Raw genomic sequence first — 18,165 nt, forward strand, 5'->3', positions numbered from 1 at the left:
CATGGATATTTACAGCAGCTTCGCGAACCGCTTCGAAAAAACGCGAGAGGAAGAGCTCTCGCTGGAGGAGTATCTCGCGCTCTGCAAGAACGATCCATCCGCGTACGCGACGGCTGGTGAACGCATGCTGGCAGCAATCGGGGAACCTGAACACATCGATACCCGCAACGAGCCGCGCCTGTCGCGGATCTTTGCGAACAAGGTCATCAAGGTCTATCCCGCATTCCGTGAGTTCTACGGAATGGAGGAGGTGATCGAGCAGGTGGTCGCCTATTTCCGCCACGCTGCGCAAGGGCTCGAAGAGAAGAAGCAGATCCTCTATCTGCTTGGCCCGGTGGGCGGCGGCAAGTCGTCGATCGCCGAGCGTCTGAAGCAACTGATGGAGCGCGTGCCGTTCTATTCGCTGAAGGGTTCGCCCGTCAACGAATCGCCGCTCGGGCTGTTCGACTACGACGAAGACGGCCCGATCCTCGAGGAACAGTACGGCATTCCGCGCCGCTACCTGAAGAACATCCTGAGTCCGTGGGCCGTCAAGCGGCTGCACGAATACAACGGCGACATCCGCCAGTTCCGCGTGGTGCGCCGCTATCCGTCGATCCTGCGGCAGGTCGGCATCGCGAAGACGGAGCCGGGTGACGAGAATAATCAGGACATCTCGTCGCTCGTCGGCAAGGTCGATATCCGCAAGCTCGAACAGTACGCGCAGGACGACGCCGACGCGTACAGCTACTCGGGCGGCCTGTGCTTGGCGAACCAGGGGCTGCTCGAGTTCGTCGAAATGTTCAAGGCGCCGATCAAGGTGTTGCACCCGCTGCTCACCGCCACGCAGGAAGGCAACTTCAAGGGCACCGAGGGCTTCGGCGCGATTCCGTTCGACGGGATCATCCTCGCGCACTCGAACGAGTCGGAGTGGAAGGCGTTCCGCAACAACCGCAACAACGAGGCACTGCTCGACCGGATCTTCGTCGTGAAGGTGCCGTACTGCCTGCGCGTGTCGGAAGAAACCAAGATCTACGAGAAGCTGATCCGCAACTCGTCGCTGGCCGAGGCTGTCTGCGCGCCCGGCACGCTGAAGATGATGTCGCAGTTCTCGGTGCTGTCGCGCCTGCACGAGCCGGAGAATTCGAGCCTGTTCTCGAAGATGCAGGTGTATGACGGCGAAAACCTGAAGGACACCGATCCGAAGGCGAAGTCGTACCAGGAATACCGCGACTACGCGGGCGTGGACGAAGGGATGACGGGCGTGTCGACACGCTTCGCGTTCAAGATCCTGTCGCGCGTGTTCAACTTCGATTCGAGCGAGGTCGCGGCCAACCCCGTGCACCTGATGTACGTGCTCGAACAGCAGATCGAACGCGAGCAGTTCCCGCCGGAAACCGAGCAGAAGTACCTGTCCTTCGTGAAGGACGTGCTCGCGTCGCGCTACGCGGAATTCATCGGCAAGGAGATCCAGACGGCCTACCTCGAGTCGTATTCGGAGTACGGCCAGAACATCTTCGACCGCTACGTCACGTATGCGGACTTCTGGATCCAGGACCAGGAATTCCGCGATCACGACACGGGCGAGAGCTTCGACCGCGCCGCGCTGAACGCGGAGCTGGAGAAGATCGAGAAGCCGGCCGGCATCAGTAATCCGAAGGATTACCGCAACGAGATCGTGAACTTCGTGTTGCGTGCACGGGCGGCGAATGCCGGCAAGAACCCCGTGTGGACGAGCTACGAGAAGTTGCGCGTCGTGATCGAGAAGAAGATGTTCTCGAACACCGAGGAACTGTTGCCGGTGATTTCGTTCAACGCCAAGGGTTCGGCGGAGGAGCAGCGCAAGCATGAGGACTTTGTGAACCGGATGGTCGCGAAGGGCTATACGCCGAAGCAGGTGCGGCTGCTTTGCGACTGGTACCTGCGCGTGCGCAAGTCGTCATGACACGCGCGGTACCGCGCCCGTACGGCGTCGCCGTACGGGTGTTTTCAGAGACGCCGCCCGCATGACGGGAGACGGCATGTGCGGCGAGCGTCCCGGCGTATCGATTTTCGAGCGGGAGACCGGGAGTGCTTCATCAAATCATCGACCGCAGGCTGGCCGGCAAGAACAAGAGTATCGCCAACCGCGAACGCTTTTTGCGTCGCGTCAAGAACTACATTCGTCGTGCCGTGTCCGACGCGGTGCGCGACCGTAGCATCAAGGATATCCAGAGCACGCAGAGCATCACGATCCCGCGCAAGGACATCGCGGAGCCGAATTTTCGGCACGCGCCTGGCGGGCGTCGTGAATACGTGCACCCCGGCAACGAGGACTACGTGCGCGGCGACAAGATCCCGCGTCCGCAGGGTGGCTCGGGCGGCGGGGGGAGTCAGGCGAGCAACGAGGGCGAAGGGCAGGACGACTTCGTGTTCGAGTTGTCGCGTGACGAGTTCATGCAGTACTTCTTCGACGATCTCGAACTCCCGCGCCTCGTGAAGACGCACCTCCTGACGGTGCCGAGCTGGAAGAACGTGCGCGCGGGCTGGTCGGCGGAAGGCACGCCGAACAACATCGACGTCGTGCGTTCGCTGCGCAGCGCGCTCGGTCGCCGCATCGCGCTCGGCTCGCCGCTCGTCAACGAGCTGCGCGAACTCGAGGCGCAGCTCGAGGCGATGAAGACCGATCCGGAAGACCGGCGCGCGGAGATCGCGGTGCTCGAGGCCGAGATCCATCACCTGAAGGGGCGCATCTGGCGGATTCCGTTCATCGATCCGTTCGATCTGCGCTACATCAACCGCGTGAAGCAGCCGCAACCGTCGAGCCAGGCCGTGATGTTCTGCCTGATGGACGTGTCGGGCTCGATGGACGAGCAGCGCAAGGACCTGTCGAAGCGCTTCTTCATCCTGCTTTACCTCTTCCTCAAGCGGAACTACGAGCGCATCGAGGTCGTGTTCATCCGTCACCACACGCGAGCCGAGGAAGTCGACGAGGACACCTTCTTCCATTCGACCGAGAGCGGCGGCACGGTGGTGTCGAGCGCGCTCGAGCTGATGCGCAAGGTGATGAACGAGCGCTACTCGCCGACCGAGTGGAACATCTACGGCGCGCAGGCGTCCGACGGCGACAACTGGACCGACGATTCGCCCAAGTGTCGCAAAATCCTGGAAGAGGATATCCTCACGAAGACGCGTTACTTCGCGTATATCCAGGTCGCGCCGGAAGAGCAGAACCTGTGGCTGGAATACGCGCAACTGGCCTTGTCTCAGCCGCATCTCGCGATGAAAAAAGTCGAATCGGCTGCCGATATTTACCCGGTGTTTCGCGAATTGTTCGAAAAGCAGGTGGAAATGTCATGACGACCCGCCATCTGCACAACGAGTCGCGCGGCTATGCGCCGCGCCCTTCCGGCGACGACACGGCCGGCCCTGCCGCACCGCAGCAACGCGGGCAGGCCGAACCACCGCCGCCGCCGGCCGCCGACTTGCCCGGCCCAGGGCAAAAGGAAGCGCGTATGAACGTTGCCGAACGCAAGCCGCTGCCGTGCCCGTCCGACTGGACGTTCGAACTCCTCGAGGAATACGACACGCACATCTCGCAGGTCGCCGAACAATACGAGCTCGACATCTATCCGATCCAGCTCGAACTGATCAGCGCCGAGCAGATGATGGACGCGTATGCGTCGGTCGGGATGCCCGTCAACTACCGTCACTGGTCGTTCGGCAAGCATTTCCTGTCGACCGAGAAAAGCTACCGTCGCGGCCAGATGGGGCTCGCGTACGAAATCGTCATCAACTCGAACCCGTGCATCGCGTATCTGATGGAAGAGAACACGATGACGATGCAGGCGCTTGTCATCGCGCACGCGGCGTACGGGCACAACTCGTTCTTCAAGGGCAACTACCTGTTCCGGCTGTGGACCGACGCACACGCGATCATCGACTATCTCGTGTACGCGAAGAACTATGTCGCGGAATGCGAGGAGCGCTACGGCCTCGATCGCGTCGAGGAACTGCTCGATTCGTGCCATGCGCTGATGAACTATGGCGTCGACCGCTACAAGCGGCCGCAGAAGCCTTCGCTGTCGAAGGAAGCCGCGCTGCGGCGCGAGCGCGAGGCGTACCTGCAGTCGCAGGTGAACGAACTGTGGCGCACGCTGCCGGGCAAGAAGCCCGAGTTGATGGAGGAACAGGAAGAACGCTATCCGCCCGAGCCGCAGGAGAACCTGCTGTATTTCGCGGAGAAGAATGCGCCGCTGCTCGAACCGTGGGAGAGGGAGGTGATCCGCATCGTGCGCAAGATCGGCCAGTATTTCTACCCGCAGCGGCAGACGCAGGTGATGAACGAAGGCTGGGCGACGTTCTGGCACTACACGCTGCTGAACACGCTGTACAACCAGGGGAAGCTGGAAGACAGCTTCATGATGGAGTTCCTGCACTCGCACAGCAACGTGGTCTACCAGCCGCCCGTCACGAAGCCGTACTACAGCGGGATCAACCCGTATGCGCTCGGCTTCTCGATGATGAGCGACATCCGGCGGATCTGCGAAGCGCCGACGGAAGAAGACTACAAGTGGTTTCCGGAGATCGCGGGCACCCCGTGGCTGCCGGCGATGCACTATGCGATGCGCAACTTCAAGGACGAGAGCTTCATCGCGCAGTATCTGTCGCCGAGCCTGATTCGCGACATGCGGCTCTTCTCGGTGCTCGACGACGACATGCGCGATTCGCTCGAGGTGTCGGCAATCCACGACGATTCGGGTTACCAGTACGTGCGGCAGGCGCTGTCGCGGCAATACGACATCCATCACCGCGAGCCGAACATCCAGGTGTGGGCGGTGAACACGCGCGGCGACCGCAGCCTCACGCTGCGCCACTTCATGACCGACAACCGTCACCTGTCGAACGACAGTGACGAGGTGCTCAAGCACATGGCGCGGCTCTGGCAGTTCGACGTGTTCCTGGAAAGCGTCGACGAGGCCGGCACCGTGCGCAAGCGCTACGAGTGCCGCTACGTGCCGCCGGAGGTGCGGATCTGAACATCGTCAGCAGAAAGTTTGCATCGGACGCCAGCCTTGCGGCTGGCGTTTTCATATGACGAACGCGTGGCAGGAGAAAAATCTTCTACATCGGGACGAACCCGGAGAGCCCGTTACTTTACATTTCGCTAAAATCCTGTAGCGCCGTGCGCCGGAACCGGTGCCACGTACGATCGCACGCGGCGGCCCCCAGCCGTCTCGCCCAGAAAGCACTAAAAGGAACTGACCAATCCATGGACGTCCAGACCGACCAAGCTGCGCTGTCCGCGCATGACACCCGGCGGCGCGTATTCGCCATCGTCGGCGCCTCGTCGGGCAACCTCGTCGAGTGGTTCGACTTCTACATCTACTCGTTCTGTGCGCTGTACTTCGCGCCGGCGTTCTTCCCGAGCGGCAACACGACGACGCAGCTGCTGAACACCGCCGGTGTGTTCGCGGCCGGCTTCCTGATGCGTCCGATCGGCGGCTGGCTGTTCGGCCGCATCGCCGACCGCCATGGCCGCCGCAACGCGATGATGATCTCGGTGCTGATGATGTGCGGCGGCTCGCTCGTGATCGCGGTGCTGCCGACCTATGCGCAGATCGGCGCGCTTGCGCCGGCGCTGCTGCTGGTCGCGCGGCTGTTCCAGGGGCTGTCGGTGGGCGGCGAATACGGCACGAGCGCGACCTACATGAGCGAGGTGGCGCTGAAGGGCCGCCGCGGCTTCTTCGCGTCGTTCCAGTACGTGACGCTGATCGGCGGCCAGCTGTGCGCGCTGCTCGTGCTCGTGATCCTGCAGCAGACGCTGTCGGCCGGCGAACTGAAGGCGTGGGGCTGGCGCATTCCGTTCGTGGTCGGCGCGGCGGCCGCGCTGATCTCGCTGTACCTGCGCAAGTCGCTCGACGAAACGTCGACGACGGCATCGCGCGACAAGAAAGACGCGGGCACGATCCGCGGCGTGTGGCAGCACAAGGGCGCATTCTTCACGGTGGTCGGCTTCACGGCCGGCGGCTCGCTGATCTTCTACACGTTCACGACGTACATGCAGAAGTACCTCGTGAACACGGCCGGCATGCATGCGAAGACGGCCAGCAACGTGATGACCGTCGCGCTGCTCGTCTACATGCTGATGCAGCCGGTGTTCGGCGCGCTGTCCGACAAGATCGGCCGCCGCACGTCGATGATCCTGTTCGGTTCGTTCGCGGTGATCGGCACGGTGCCGCTGATGCATGCGCTGAAGGACGTGACGAGCCCGGTGGCCGCATTCGTGCTGATCACCGTCGCGCTCGCGATCGTCAGCTTCTACACGTCGATCAGCGGGCTGATCAAGGCCGAGATGTTCCCGCCGGAAGTGCGCGCGATGGGCGTCGGCCTGTCGTACGCGGTCGCGAACGCGATCTTCGGCGGTTCCGCCGAGTACGTCGCGCTGTGGTTCAAGTCGATCGGCAGCGAGGAAACCTTCTACTGGTACGTGACCGTGCTGTGTGCGATCTCGCTGCTCGTGTCGTGGCGGATGCGCGATCCGAGCAAGGAAGGGTATCTGCGTCACGAGCCGTGATCGCGTGCGGCGCAGCCCGGCCTTGCGGCCGCGGTTGCCCGCTGCGACAGGCAGTCAGCGGCGTCCCGCCATCATGGCGGGGCGCCGTTTTTTTTGGGGCGGGCGGCGGTGGCTCGGCGGCTCGGAAGGTCATCCCGGTGCCGGCGATATCGATATCGGAATCGCTTCGTTGTCCGGGGCAGGCGATCCCCTTATTCTGAGTCCGTAGTTCGTGTGACACCTCCTTGACTGGGATTCGCGCCCGCTGCTTGCAGCGGGCGTCTTTTTTTGTGCGCGGCGTTTCACACTGGCCGTTTGGCGGACTGGGTGACACAGGGCGGCACACCTATGATGGGTGATGCCTGTCCGCACGGCGATCCGGATCGGTCGGGCCGATGACGGTTCGACGATGCGTCGCGTCAAGGAGGAACACGATGAGCCCACCTGTGATCATGCATGGTTTCCGGGCTGGCGCCGTGCACCGGGCGAGCGCGATCGGTGATCACCCTGGTCGACGCGGCGGCTTCGCTCGCCGGATGACGCAAGCGCAGGGCGCGCGCGTTGCCGCGTTCCACGCTTGCGCGATAACGCGCGTCTCGTCACGAAGCGGCGGGCCGCCCGTTGCTTCCGGACGGATACCGATTCCTGTCCGCCGGCGGCGCCGCATGAGCCGGATCGCGTGCGGTTTGCCTGCACACGCATTCAGCGAAATGCGGTGCTGCGATGAGACATCGATCTCGAAACCCTGACTGGCATGCCGATTGGCGATTTTCGTTTGCCATCCGTGGCCGGGGAAAGATGGCGCGCTGGAAATTTATTTGACTTGTCCTATATGCATTTTTTCTGGATAGGAAATTTATCAATTTTTCACCTTATATTTAGCTTTGTTTTGGTTTTTGAATTAAATATTTCAATTGTTTACGGTTTTGAATTTATTCGATTGGCAGTATTGAGTCGTCGCCGTAGTGCACGTTGCGCACGCCGTTGTCAATGACCGGCCGGAAGGCCGTTTCGCCCGTCTGAGTCGTCGTTCTCCAATACGGCGGATCGGCAAATGATCCTTATATTTCTTACTTGTACTATTTGAGGAAAATTTGCCTGTAAATAGAATGGCGAGGTCGTCATTTTCTTGAATGGAAATTTAATTATTCGAGATGAGGCGATGCGATCTGCATTTCGGGAAAGCGGGCCTTCCTCAAAATTCCCAAGCCGATCGGGCTGTTCCGAGAACAATCATCCATTTTGAAAGGAACTTCAAAGATGAAAATGAACTTGCTTCGCGGTTGCGTCGTGGCGGGCATGGCGAGCGTTGCACTGGTGCCGTCGCTGGCTCACGCATTCGACGGCGAGCTGGCCTTTTACGGCAACATCACCGACGTCACCTGCAACATCAACGGCCAGGCGCCCGGCGAGGGCAACCGGCTTGAAGTGAAGCTCGGCGACCGAGTCAGCCCGGGGGTGTTCAACAAGGTCGGCGCGACGTCGGCGGCTGTTCCGTTCAACCTGCAGGTCGGTGGCAACGCGGGGTGCACCAACGGCACGAAGGTCGTGATCGATTTCGATCCGGTTTCGACCAACATCAATCCGGCCACCGGCAACCTGAAGCTCGTCGGCACCAAGCCGGCCGACGGCGTCGAGATCCAGATCAACGATGCGGGCAACGGCAAGGCCGGCAAGATCGTGCTCGGCAAGCCGCAGAACCTGACGGAGGCGCAGGTCGCGACCATCAAGGACAACGCTGCGACGCTGAGCTATACGGCGCAGTACGTGTCGACGGCCGCCACGGTCGGTACGGGTACGGGCAATTCGTTCATCCGCTACATGCTCGCTTACTACTGATCGGCACCTTTCCTCTTCCACGTCATGACCTTGTCAATTCGCATTCCTTATTTCCGCGTCGTGACCGGCGTCGTGGCGTGGGCCGCCTGCGCCACGCTGGCGCAGGCGGCGCTCCTGCTGGATGGTACCCGGGTGATTTTCCCCGAGCAGGCTCGCGACGTGACGGTCCGGATGGAAAACTCCGGCACGGAGCCGGTACTCGCACAGAGCTGGATCGACGACGGTCGCACCGAGGTGCCGCCCGAGCAAATGCGCACGCCGTTTGTCGTTGCGCCGACATTGGTGCGCGTCGAGGCGGGGCGAAGTGCCGTGCTGCGCATCACGAACATGCAGGAGCCCATGCCCGTCGATCGTGAATCGGTGTTCTGGCTGAACGTGCTCGAGGTGCCGGCGGTGCAGCAAGACGCGGACAACCGGTTGCGCTTCGCTTTCCGAACGCGCATCAAATTGTTCTATCGGCCCGCGGCGCTCGCGAACGACGCTGACACCGCGCAGGGCAAACTGATCTGGAAAGTATCTGCCGACGCGTCGCGCGCGGGCGGGCGACAGGTGTCGCTCGAGGTGTCCAATCCGACGCCGTACTACGTCTCGTTCGGGATGGTCGAGGGCGATGTCGGCGGAACCCTTGTCCCGGCCGGTGGCGGGATGGTCGCACCGTTCGGCACCCAGCGTTTCCCGTTGCCGGGCGGCGCCACGCAGTCGCATCGCCCGACGGCGGTGCGCTACATGGCCATCGACGACTACGGCGGGCGCAGCACGATAACAAAAAAACTGTCCGACTAATCAGTCGGCCATCGCAACGCTTTCAGAAGGCACGGCCCAGCATGCCGAGTCATCCATATAGATTCGGTATGCGAAATTAACGTATCCACATGCGCAGTTCAGCAGGTTTTCATTCTTCGTGCGCGTCGGAGAGGGAGCCGCGGCTTCCGCGGCGGCCTTGTCTCCTGGCAGTTGCTTCGGTATTCGCGTCGGTCGCGATGGTGTCGGGTACGGACGCCTTCGCAGATACGGCCGCGCGGGACGATGCGCGCCACGCGCCCTCCGACGCCTTGCCCGCTGTGCCGGCGGCCGGCGCGACGCATTTCGACGATTCGATGCTGATGGTCGGCTCGGGCAGCGAGCCGATCGATACGACGCCATTCGAACGTCCGAACGCCGTCGTGCCGGGGCTGCATCGTGCGGATCTGATCGTCAACGGGCAGTGGCGCGGTGCAGAGGACATCACGTTCCGTCGCGATGAACGCGGCGACGTGTTGCCTTGCTACGACCGGCGGCTGTTGCAGCGGGCCGGCGTCGACCTCGATCGCAGCGCGCGGGGCCAGGACGGCAGCCAGCCGCCGAATCCGATTCCCGACGGGCTGATTTGCGATGCTGCGCTGTCGCAGTACGTACCCGGCGCGGGACTGTCGTTCGATGCGGCCGAACAGAAACTGTATCTCACGGTGCCGCAGTTCTACATGCGGCTTGCCAGCCAGAGCACCTACGTCGATCCGGCGAACTGGACGAACGGCGTGCCGGCCGCGTTGCTGAACTACAACGCCAGCGCATTCACGACACGCTCCGGCGGCTACGAATTCTCGCAGCTGTACACGGGCCTCTCGATGGCGGCGAGCGCCGGGCGCTTTCGGATCCGCCACAACGGCAACCTCACGTGGTCGCAGCGCGGCGGCACCCGTTATCAGCGTGGCTATGTCTACGCGCAAACCGATCTCCCCGACTGGCACGCGCAGTTGCTGGCCGGCGAAAGTTCGACCAGCGGTGAATTGTTCGACGCAGTGTCGTTCCGCGGCGTGCAACTCGCCAGCGACGACCGGATGCTGCCCGACGAGCAGCGCTACTACGCGCCGGTCGTGCGAGGCGTTGCGCAGACGAACGCCAAGGTATCGATCTACCAGCGCGGCTATCTCGTTCATGAGACGACCGTCGCGCCAGGGCCGTTCGCGATCGACAACCTGCAGGCGATGAGCTACGGCGGCGACCTGAACGTGACGGTGACCGAGGCCAACGGCGAAGTGCGCAGCTTCTTGGTGCCGTTTGCGACGACCGCCCAACTGCTTCGCCCGGGCAGCACGCGGTTCAGCGCGATGGCGGGCCGGGCGATCGAGCTCGGCGGCGATATCGGCACGCAGTACGTCGGCCAGTTCACGGTGCAGCGCGGTGTCAGCAACGTGGTGACAGCCTATGGCGGCGCCGCGTTTGCGAACCGCTACCAGTCGATGCTGATGGGCGTCGCGCTCAATACGTCGATCGGCGGCTTCGGCACGGACATCACGATCGCGCGGACCCAGCCGCCAGGCGGCGAGCGCCTGACCGGGTCGAGTGTCCGCGTGTCATACAGCCGGAACCTGCCGAACAGCGGCACGAACTTTTCGCTGCTCGCGTATCGCTACTCGACGAAGGGGTATCTCGGCCTGCGCGACGCGTTGCTGCTGAACGGCCGCAGCGACGAGCGCGCCGGCGTCGCGTCGTCTTCGCGGCTGCGCAATCGGGTCGATCTCAACGTGAGCCAGCAGGTCGGACGGTCGGGCAACGTTTATGCGAACGGATCGGCGCTCAGCTATTGGGGGGGAAACGGGCAGTCGCTCAGCTTCACGCTCGGCTACAGCACGCAATGGCGTGACGCCACGCTGACCGCATCGGTGCAGCGCGTGCGCAACCTGTCCACGCGGGAATCGTTCGGCGGCGGAACGGGCAGCACGCTCGTCAGCGTGAACGTGTCGATTCCGCTCGGACGCAATTCGCGGCGCGCACCGATCTTCAGTACGCTCATGACGCACGACAGCAGCGCCGGCACGAGCGCGACGGCCAGTCTGGCGGGCCGTTTCGGCGAGCTGGGCGACGGCTCGTATTCGGTGTCGTCGAGCTACGACGGCAACAACCGGGCGTCGTCGGGCAGTTTCGGCGTCGGCTATCAGTTGCCGGCCGCGTCGCTGTCGGCGAATCTCGGCCTCGGACGCGACTACCAGCAGGCGTCGGCGAACGCGACGGGCGGACTGGTGTTGCACCCGGGAGGCCTGACGGCGGCGCCTATCCTGGGCGAGACGATCGGCGTCGTGCACGCACCGGACGCGCGCGGCGCGCTGGTGGCAAATACGAGCGCACGCATCGACCGGTTCGGGTATGCGATCGTGCCGAGCCTCATCCCGTATCAGCTCAACAAGGTCGATATCGATCCGAAGGACGTCCCCGAGGATGTCGAGGTCAAGACGGTGTCGCGCAGCGTCGCGCCGCGCTCGGGCTCGGTCGTCATGCTGTCGTACGACACGCTGAAGGCGCGCGCGCTGTTGATCGACGCGCAGACCGACGACGGGCGCCCGCTGCCGTTCGCGGCGCGCGCGCTCGACGCACGCACGGGCGCCATGCTGGGTGGCGTCGGGCAAGGTAGCCGCCTGCTGGTGCGCAGCCCCGACGACGAAGGGCAGATCCGTGTCGAATGGGGCTCGCGGGCGGATCAGCAGTGCGTGATCGACTACGCGGTGCCCGCGCAGGAGCGTACGACCCGAGGCTACGTGACGCTGACGCGCGTTTGCCGCGCGACGCCGACGATTGCGCCCGTCGCTGTTCCGGCGAACGGCCAGCGCAAGGAGCGATAGGTCCGATGCACCGTCTCGATTTTCGTTCTGCTCCCGCGGCGTTCCGGCCGTCGCGCCGCGCGCGCGAAAGGGCCGGCCTTGCCCGCATCGTGCGTGCGGCGGCGGTGGCGTGCGCGGCGAGCATCGTCGCAGTCACCGGCCACGCGGCGCTGTCCGTGGTTGGCACCCGCTTCGTCTATCCCGGCGATGCGCGTTCGCTGACGATCCTCGCGCGCAACGGCGGCAACGCGCCGATCCTGGTTCAGTCGTGGCTCGACGAGGGCGACGCGAATGCCGATCCCGCCCGCTTGCGCGTGCCGTTCATCGTCTCGCCGCCGCTGGCGCGACTCGATCCGGCACGGCCGCAGGCGTTCCGCGTGCAGTTCGTCGGCGGCGACTTGCCGGCGGACCGGGAGTCCTGCTTCTGGATCAACCTGCTCGAAGTGCCGCCGGCCGTGCCGACGCACGGCAACGCGCTGCACATCGCGTATCGGCTGCGCATGAAGCTCCTGTATCGGCCGCCCGGCCTGGCCGGCGATCCCGAGCAGGCGCCGAACGCGCTGGCTTGGGCACGCACAGGCCAGCCGGCCGCCCCATCGATCGTCGCCACCAATCCCACGCCGTACTACGTGACGCTGACACGTGTGCTGCTGCACGGCGTGCCGGTCGCACTGGCCGGTGGGGCCGTGGATGTCGTGCCGTTCGGCCAGGCCCGCATCCCGGTCGGTGCGCCGGCTGCTGAACAGCCGGGCGAGATCGTGTTCGACGCGGTCGACGACAGCGGCGCATCACAGGCCTATCGGGCACGGCTCGAACCGTAGCGAACGGGCGGCGCGTGGCGTCATGCGCCGGCCGCCGCGTACCAGCCCTTGGAGTACCCGTCCTGTCGGGGCATCGACAGGGTTTCAACCACAACACGGAAAAACAAACATGAACAAGACATACGCTTTGGTATGGAACGTCAGGCAGGGCGTCTGGCAGGCGGTCGGCGAACGGGTACGCCGCCACGGCAAGTCCGCGACGCGCGCGCGCGTCGTCGCGGTGCTGGTGCTGCTCGCGGGCGGCACGGCGGTGACGTCCGCGTATGCGCTGCCGGTCGGCGAGAACATCGTGTCCGGGAAAGCCGACATTCTTCGCTACGGCAACGGGCAGCAGATGTCGATCAACCAGCACAGCGACAAGCTGGTGACGGACTGGCACTCGTTCGACATCGACAAAGGGCAGCGCGTCACGTTCAACCAGCCGGGCGCGACGTCGATCGCGCTGAACCGGGTGGTCGGCCAGGACGGCAGCGCAATCTACGGCAATCTCGATGCGAACGGCCGCGTGTTCCTCGTCAATCCGAACGGCATCCTGTTCGGAAAGGGCGCGCAGATCAATGTCGGCGGCCTGGTGGCGACGACGCTGGACATCAAGAACGATGACTTCGATGCCGACCGCTTCCGGTTCTCCGGCCAGTCTCCGAGCGAAGTACAAAACTACGGCAATCTCGCGGCGAGCGAAGGCGGCGCGATCGCGCTGCTCGGCGCGACCGTCGTCAACCGGGGGATCGTTCAGGCGCAGATGGGCACCGTTGCACTGGCCGCGGGCAGCGACGCCACGCTGAACTTCGACGGCGGCAAGCTGCTCAGCGTGCAGATCGGCCAGGCGGCTGTCAACGCGCTGGTCAGCAACGAACAGTTGCTGAAAGCCGATGGCGGGCAGGTGCTGATGAGCGCGAAGACCGCCGATACGCTGCTGCGCACGGTGGTCAACAACCAGGGCACGATCGAGGCGCGCACGCTGAAGAATACGGCGGGCCGAATCTCGCTGGACGGCCACGACGCCGGTACCGTCAACGTCGCGGGCGTGCTGAACGCGAGCGCGCCGACGCCGGGCAATGGCGGCACGGTCGACACCCGCGGCGCCGACGTGAAGGTGGCGCTCGGCGCAATGGTCGACACGCGCGCGACCAACGGCCGCAGCGGCACCTGGCGCATCGCGTCGTCCGATGTGTCGGTCAAGGCGGGCGCGAACCAGCCGGGTACGATCGCGGCCGACACGCTGTCGCGCAATCTTGCGACCACCGACGTCGAACTGGTCGCCGAACGCGGCCCGACGTCGGTCGACGGGCCGGTGACCTGGGCCAGCGGCAACCGGCTGACGCTCGCCAGCCGGCAAGGCGACGTATCGGTCAACGGTGCGTTGCGTGCGACCGGGGCGAATGCGCGCGTGGCCATCGACGCGAAAGGAAGTGCGCGGATCGCGGCGCCGATGGCGCTGACCGGCCCGAACGCGCTGCTGACGCTCGACTACGGCGTCGCGTATTCGCTCGCGGGCGCCGCAGCCGTGACCCTGTCGGGCGCCGGGGCCGGGTTCGAGTCGAACGGCTATCGTTATACCGTGATCCAGAACCTGCAGCAGTTGCAGGCCATCAACGCGAATCTGGACGGGCTGTACGTCCTCGGCAACAACATCGCCGGCTCCTATTACGGCACCGCGTTCAAGACCATTGGCTCGGGCGCATCGTTCGCCGGCGTGTTCGACGGCCTCGGCAACACGATCAGTAACCTCAACATCGCGAGCAGCGACCCGTATGCGGGGCTGTTCGGCCGCAATACGGGAACCCTCGCGAACCTCAACCTGAAGTCGTTGCGCGTCAGCGCGTCGTCCGGTGTCGGCCCGGTGGCCATCGGCGGGTTGGTGGGCGAAAACGCCGGCAAGATCGCGAACGTGACCGCGACCGGCATGCAGGTGAATGCCGGCGCCAGCCGCAGCAATGCGCTGGGCGGCCTGGTGGGCATCAATCGCGGCGAGATTTCCCAGGCGTCGTATGCCGGATCGGTGGCGGGCAACGGGATGTCGTATGCCGTCGGCGGTCTGGTCGGCGAGAACAGCGTGGATCAGTCCAGCGGCATCGTGCTCGACAGCGAGTCCAACGCGACCGTATCGGGCGGTGCTTCGAATCTCGCATCGATCGGCGGTCTCGTCGGCGTGAACCGGGGCGGCGACATTCTGCGGTCGACCAGTCGCGGCACCACATCGGGCGCCAGTATCGCCGGCGTGAACGTCGGCGGGCTCGTGGGTGCGAACCTGCTCGGCAAGATCGCCGACGGCGCGGCGCTGGGGCGCGTGACGGGCGGCTCGAGCGGTACGGTGGGCGGGCTCGTCGGCATCAATACCGGCAAGATCGTCCGGTCGAGCGCGAGCGGTCTCGTCGACGGCCGATACGCGCAAGCGATCGGCGGCTTCGTCGGCCTGAACCAGGGCATCGTGGCCAACAGCAACGCACTGGGCGCCGTCACGAGCGCATCGACGGGGTCGACCGGCGGTTTCGTCGGCATCAACCTGGGCGCCGACGCGAGCATCGACATGGCGGAAGCGCATGGCACGGTCACCGGCGGCCAGGGCGCCAACGGCGGCTTCGTCGGCAGTCACCTCGGGGGCCGGATTGCCCACTCGGTCGCGCGCGGCAAGACGATCGGCGGCAACTACAGCAAGACGGGCGGCTTTGTCGGCAGCAACGCGGCGGCACTGTCCAACGTCGATGCGAGCGGCGACGTGTCCGGCGGGAGCTATGCGTCGGTGGGCGGCTTCGCGGGCGCCAACACGGCGTCCGGCACGATCGAGATCGCGTCGGCCACCGGCAGCGTGACGGGCGGTTCGTCGAGCACCGTGGGCGGGTTTGCCGGCGAGAACCTCGGCACGGTGCGCGATGCGTCGGCGTCGGGAGCGGTTCGCGCCGGCTATTACGCGACGCTCGGCGGCCTGATCGGCCTGAATGCGGGGTTCGTCGAGCGCTCGGCCGCGAGCGGGCGGATCAACGTGTCGTCGTACCAGACCTTCGGCGGCCTCGTCGGCATCAACCGGGGCACTTTCCGAAACAGCATCACGTCCGGCGAGGCGGCGCTGCAGAAAGTTGCCGGTCTTAATCTCGGCGTGATCGAGTAATGCGACGGGCGGCGGGCGCGCATGACGGGCGCCCGCCGCCGATGCAACGGGAGACAGCATGAAGACGATTCAATGGCGCAGGCCCGGGCGAGTCGGCCGGGCGTTGCGTCGCCTGGCGATGGCGGGATACATGATGCTTGCCTTCGGCACGCACGTCATGGCGCAAGGCAGTACCGGCGCGACGGCGCTGGAGTGCAGTTTCAGCAACATCGACGCGTCGGCCTGGCGCATGGTGACGCCGTTGACGAGTACGACCCCGGTAAACGCGATTCTGTATCAACGCACCGTGACGCTCTTCGTCTCGTTCACGTACGGCTCGGCTCCGACGGCGCACGAACTCGTGAGTGCGGCGCATTGGACGTCGGGCAGTCTCGTCGAGAACGGTGTCGCGCAAACAAATGTCAATGGTATCGGCTTCAAATGGGCCGGCGTGTCCGGCGATAGCGTCGAGCGCATGCTGCAGCAAAGCGTGCTGCCGATGGCGACCGCGAAGCACGCGCTCGTTCGCTCGGGTGAAGGCGGTATCGACTCGCGGGTGATGCGCTTCCGGCAGTTTCTGGTGCTCGACAAGCCGGTTTCGCAGTTGCCGCAGGGCAAGCTGGTCGTCAATAACCTGCCGGGCAATCCGACCGTCGCGATTTATGCGATCGACTTGCCGAAAGGTGTCGCGTCGGAGGGAAGCCCCGTGACGGTGCCGGAGCAGACGACGCCCCCGAACCTGTGCAAGCAGTTGAAGGCGTTTGTCGGCGTCGGCAACGTCTGCATCGGCAGCGAGTGCGAGATCCACGTGCCGAACCGCTGCGAGATCGGGTCGAACATGATCGTGCCGGTGACGCTCGGCAATTTCGCGATCAACAATTTTCCGACATTGCACGCGATGTCGAAGCCGGTCAGTTTCGATATCACGCTCAGCCAGTGTGCGGCCGCGGCGAAGCCGTCGATCAGTTTCCGCGACAAGGCCGTGCAGCCGAATCCGGACAAGACGCTGCTGCAGCTGAACGCAGCGGCCGGCCAGCCGGTCGCGCACGGATTCAACATCGTGATGACGAACGAGATGACCGGCGAGCGGATTGCCTATGGCGAACCGGGCACGGCCACCGCCTATCCGATGCGGCGCACGGGCGACCTGGCGACGCTCCCGCTGAGCGCGCGGTACATCCGCACCGGCACGGATGGCGAGCTGCGGCCCGGAAGCGCGAACGGGGCGGCGGAATTCACGTTTACGTTTCCGTGATGGCGCGCACCGCAACGGGCGCTCCTCATCACGAAACCCGCAGAGCAAAGCACCATTTGTTGGTTCGGATTCGCCGCACGCGCTGATACGTTAGCGGCTTCGCGACGACACACATCCGTCGTGATGTTCTTCGAACCGGGCCGCCGCGCGATCCGCGGCGGCCTTCATAACAAATCAGGTCGTGCTCATGAAATTCCACACGCTCGCTACGTGGCTCGTCGGAGCTGCGCTCATCACCGCCGGCGCCGTCGCGCACGCGGACCGTCTCGACGACATCAAGAAGGCCGGTGTGCTGCGCGTCGCAACGTTCGACAGCAACCCGCCGTTCGGCTATGTCGACGGCAAGAGCAATCACATCGTCGGCCTCGACGTCGACTATGCGAAGGCGCTCGCCGACAAGCTCGGCGTGAAGCTGCAGCTCCAGCCGACCAACCCCGCGAACCGCATTCCGTTCCTGACGTCCGGCAAGGTCGATCTCGTGCTCGCGAACTTCACGATCACCGACGAGCGCGCGAAGCAGGTCGACTTCAGCATTCCGTATTTCTCGTCGGGCCAGCAGTTTCTCGCGAAGAAGGGCGTGCTGAAATCGGCCGACCAGCTGAACGCGCTGCGCGTCGGCGCCGACAAGGGCACGACCAACGAGATCACGCTGCGCGAGAAATTCCCGAAGACGACGATCGTCGCGTATGACGACACGCCGTTCGCGTTCGCCGCGCTGCGCGCCGGCAACGTGCAGGCGATCACGCAGGACGGCCCGAAGCTCATCGGGCTGCTCGCGAACGTGCCCGACAAGCAGAACTACGAGATCCCGGCGTTCACGATCTCGAACGACTACATGGGCGTCGGCGTGCCGAAGGGCGAGACGCGCCTGCTCGGCTTCGTCAACGACACGCTGAAGGGGCTCGAGGCCAACGGCCGCGCCGGGCAGATCTACGACGCATGGTTCGGGCCGACGACGAAGACGCCGCTCACGCGCATCTTCCGGATCGGCGACAAGACCTGATCCGCATCGCACGCGCGCCGCGACCGGCCGGACCCTCGGCCGCGCGGCGCTTTCCGTTTTCTTCCGATCG

At 64.6% G+C, this 18,165-nt stretch carries 12 protein-coding genes; all 12 read left to right on the forward strand.

The annotated features are described in order from the left end of the window. Window position 1 precedes the first annotated feature (1 nt). The 12 genes from CFB82_RS08870 to CFB82_RS08920 all read left to right on the forward strand — a co-directional run bounded on the left by CFB82_RS08870 (window position 2) and on the right by CFB82_RS08920 (window position 18,095). Window positions 2–1,924 carry a PrkA family serine protein kinase gene (locus tag CFB82_RS08870; protein WP_043182748.1) on the forward strand — a complete coding sequence of 641 codons (1,923 nt, stop codon included), beginning with the start codon at window positions 2–4 and terminating at the stop codon, window positions 1,922–1,924. A 125-nt stretch (window positions 1,925–2,049) separates the two neighbouring features. Then, window positions 2,050–3,318: a YeaH/YhbH family protein gene (locus CFB82_RS08875; RefSeq protein WP_069247902.1), complete on the forward strand. Its 1,269-nt coding sequence runs from the start codon at window positions 2,050–2,052 to the stop codon at window positions 3,316–3,318. Continuing rightward, window positions 3,315–4,997 (forward strand): SpoVR family protein, encoded by a 1,683-nt coding sequence (locus tag CFB82_RS08880; protein ID WP_069247903.1) that lies wholly within the window; start codon window positions 3,315–3,317, stop codon window positions 4,995–4,997. Before CFB82_RS08875 ends, CFB82_RS08880 begins: the two co-directional genes overlap by 4 nt. A gap of 233 nt (window positions 4,998–5,230) precedes the next feature. Further along, complete coding sequence (locus CFB82_RS08885; RefSeq protein ID WP_069247904.1) at window positions 5,231–6,535, forward strand: MFS family transporter; 1,305 nt, start codon at window positions 5,231–5,233, stop codon at window positions 6,533–6,535. Between the two features lie 733 nt (window positions 6,536–7,268). Continuing rightward, window positions 7,269–7,508, forward strand: a complete 240-nt coding sequence (locus CFB82_RS42020; RefSeq protein ID WP_143750887.1) for a hypothetical protein — start codon at window positions 7,269–7,271, stop codon at window positions 7,506–7,508. A gap of 266 nt (window positions 7,509–7,774) precedes the next feature. After that, entirely contained in the window at window positions 7,775–8,353 is a 579-nt protein-coding gene (locus CFB82_RS08890; protein WP_069247905.1) for a fimbrial protein, read from the forward strand. 24 nt (window positions 8,354–8,377) lie between these two features. Then, window positions 8,378–9,136 carry a fimbrial biogenesis chaperone gene (locus CFB82_RS08895; RefSeq protein WP_069247906.1) on the forward strand — a complete coding sequence of 253 codons (759 nt, stop codon included), beginning with the start codon at window positions 8,378–8,380 and terminating at the stop codon, window positions 9,134–9,136. A 278-nt stretch (window positions 9,137–9,414) separates the two neighbouring features. Next, entirely contained in the window at window positions 9,415–11,949 is a 2,535-nt protein-coding gene (locus CFB82_RS08900) for a fimbria/pilus outer membrane usher protein (RefSeq protein WP_256990312.1), read from the forward strand. Window positions 11,950–11,954: 5 nt separating this feature from the next. After that, the gene (locus CFB82_RS08905; protein ID WP_069247908.1) at window positions 11,955–12,749 is read left to right on the forward strand and encodes a fimbrial biogenesis chaperone; all 795 of its coding nucleotides are present in this window, start codon (window positions 11,955–11,957) and stop codon (window positions 12,747–12,749) included. Between the two features lie 109 nt (window positions 12,750–12,858). Beyond that, window positions 12,859–15,858, forward strand: a complete 3,000-nt coding sequence (locus CFB82_RS08910; RefSeq protein WP_069247909.1) for a two-partner secretion domain-containing protein — start codon at window positions 12,859–12,861, stop codon at window positions 15,856–15,858. A 58-nt stretch (window positions 15,859–15,916) separates the two neighbouring features. After that, a complete protein-coding gene (locus tag CFB82_RS08915; RefSeq protein WP_069247910.1) occupies window positions 15,917–17,092 on the forward strand; it encodes a fimbrial protein in 1,176 nt (391 codons plus the stop codon). A gap of 187 nt (window positions 17,093–17,279) precedes the next feature. Beyond that, complete coding sequence (locus CFB82_RS08920; RefSeq protein WP_069247911.1) at window positions 17,280–18,095, forward strand: ABC transporter substrate-binding protein; 816 nt, start codon at window positions 17,280–17,282, stop codon at window positions 18,093–18,095. Window positions 18,096–18,165 lie beyond the last annotated feature (70 nt).

The organism is Burkholderia sp. HI2714 (genome assembly GCF_002223085.1).
Lineage (GTDB): Bacteria > Pseudomonadota > Gammaproteobacteria > Burkholderiales > Burkholderiaceae > Burkholderia > Burkholderia lata_D.

Excerpts from the sequence above, each read along its gene's own strand:
- CFB82_RS08870 (WP_043182748.1), top strand. The coding sequence starts at position 2 with ATGGATATTTACAGCAGCTTCGCGAACCGCTTCGAAAAAACGCGAGAG.
- CFB82_RS08880 (WP_069247903.1), top strand. The coding sequence starts at position 3,315 with ATGACGACCCGCCATCTGCACAACGAGTCGCGCGGCTATGCGCCGCGC.
- CFB82_RS08885 (WP_069247904.1), top strand. The coding sequence starts at position 5,231 with ATGGACGTCCAGACCGACCAAGCTGCGCTGTCCGCGCATGACACCCGG.
- CFB82_RS42020 (WP_143750887.1), top strand. The coding sequence starts at position 7,269 with ATGCCGATTGGCGATTTTCGTTTGCCATCCGTGGCCGGGGAAAGATGG.
- CFB82_RS08890 (WP_069247905.1), top strand. The coding sequence starts at position 7,775 with ATGAAAATGAACTTGCTTCGCGGTTGCGTCGTGGCGGGCATGGCGAGC.
- CFB82_RS08895 (WP_069247906.1), top strand. The coding sequence starts at position 8,378 with ATGACCTTGTCAATTCGCATTCCTTATTTCCGCGTCGTGACCGGCGTC.
- CFB82_RS08905 (WP_069247908.1), top strand. The coding sequence starts at position 11,955 with ATGCACCGTCTCGATTTTCGTTCTGCTCCCGCGGCGTTCCGGCCGTCG.
- CFB82_RS08910 (WP_069247909.1), top strand. The coding sequence starts at position 12,859 with ATGAACAAGACATACGCTTTGGTATGGAACGTCAGGCAGGGCGTCTGG.
- CFB82_RS08915 (WP_069247910.1), top strand. The coding sequence starts at position 15,917 with ATGAAGACGATTCAATGGCGCAGGCCCGGGCGAGTCGGCCGGGCGTTG.
- CFB82_RS08920 (WP_069247911.1), top strand. The coding sequence starts at position 17,280 with ATGAAATTCCACACGCTCGCTACGTGGCTCGTCGGAGCTGCGCTCATC.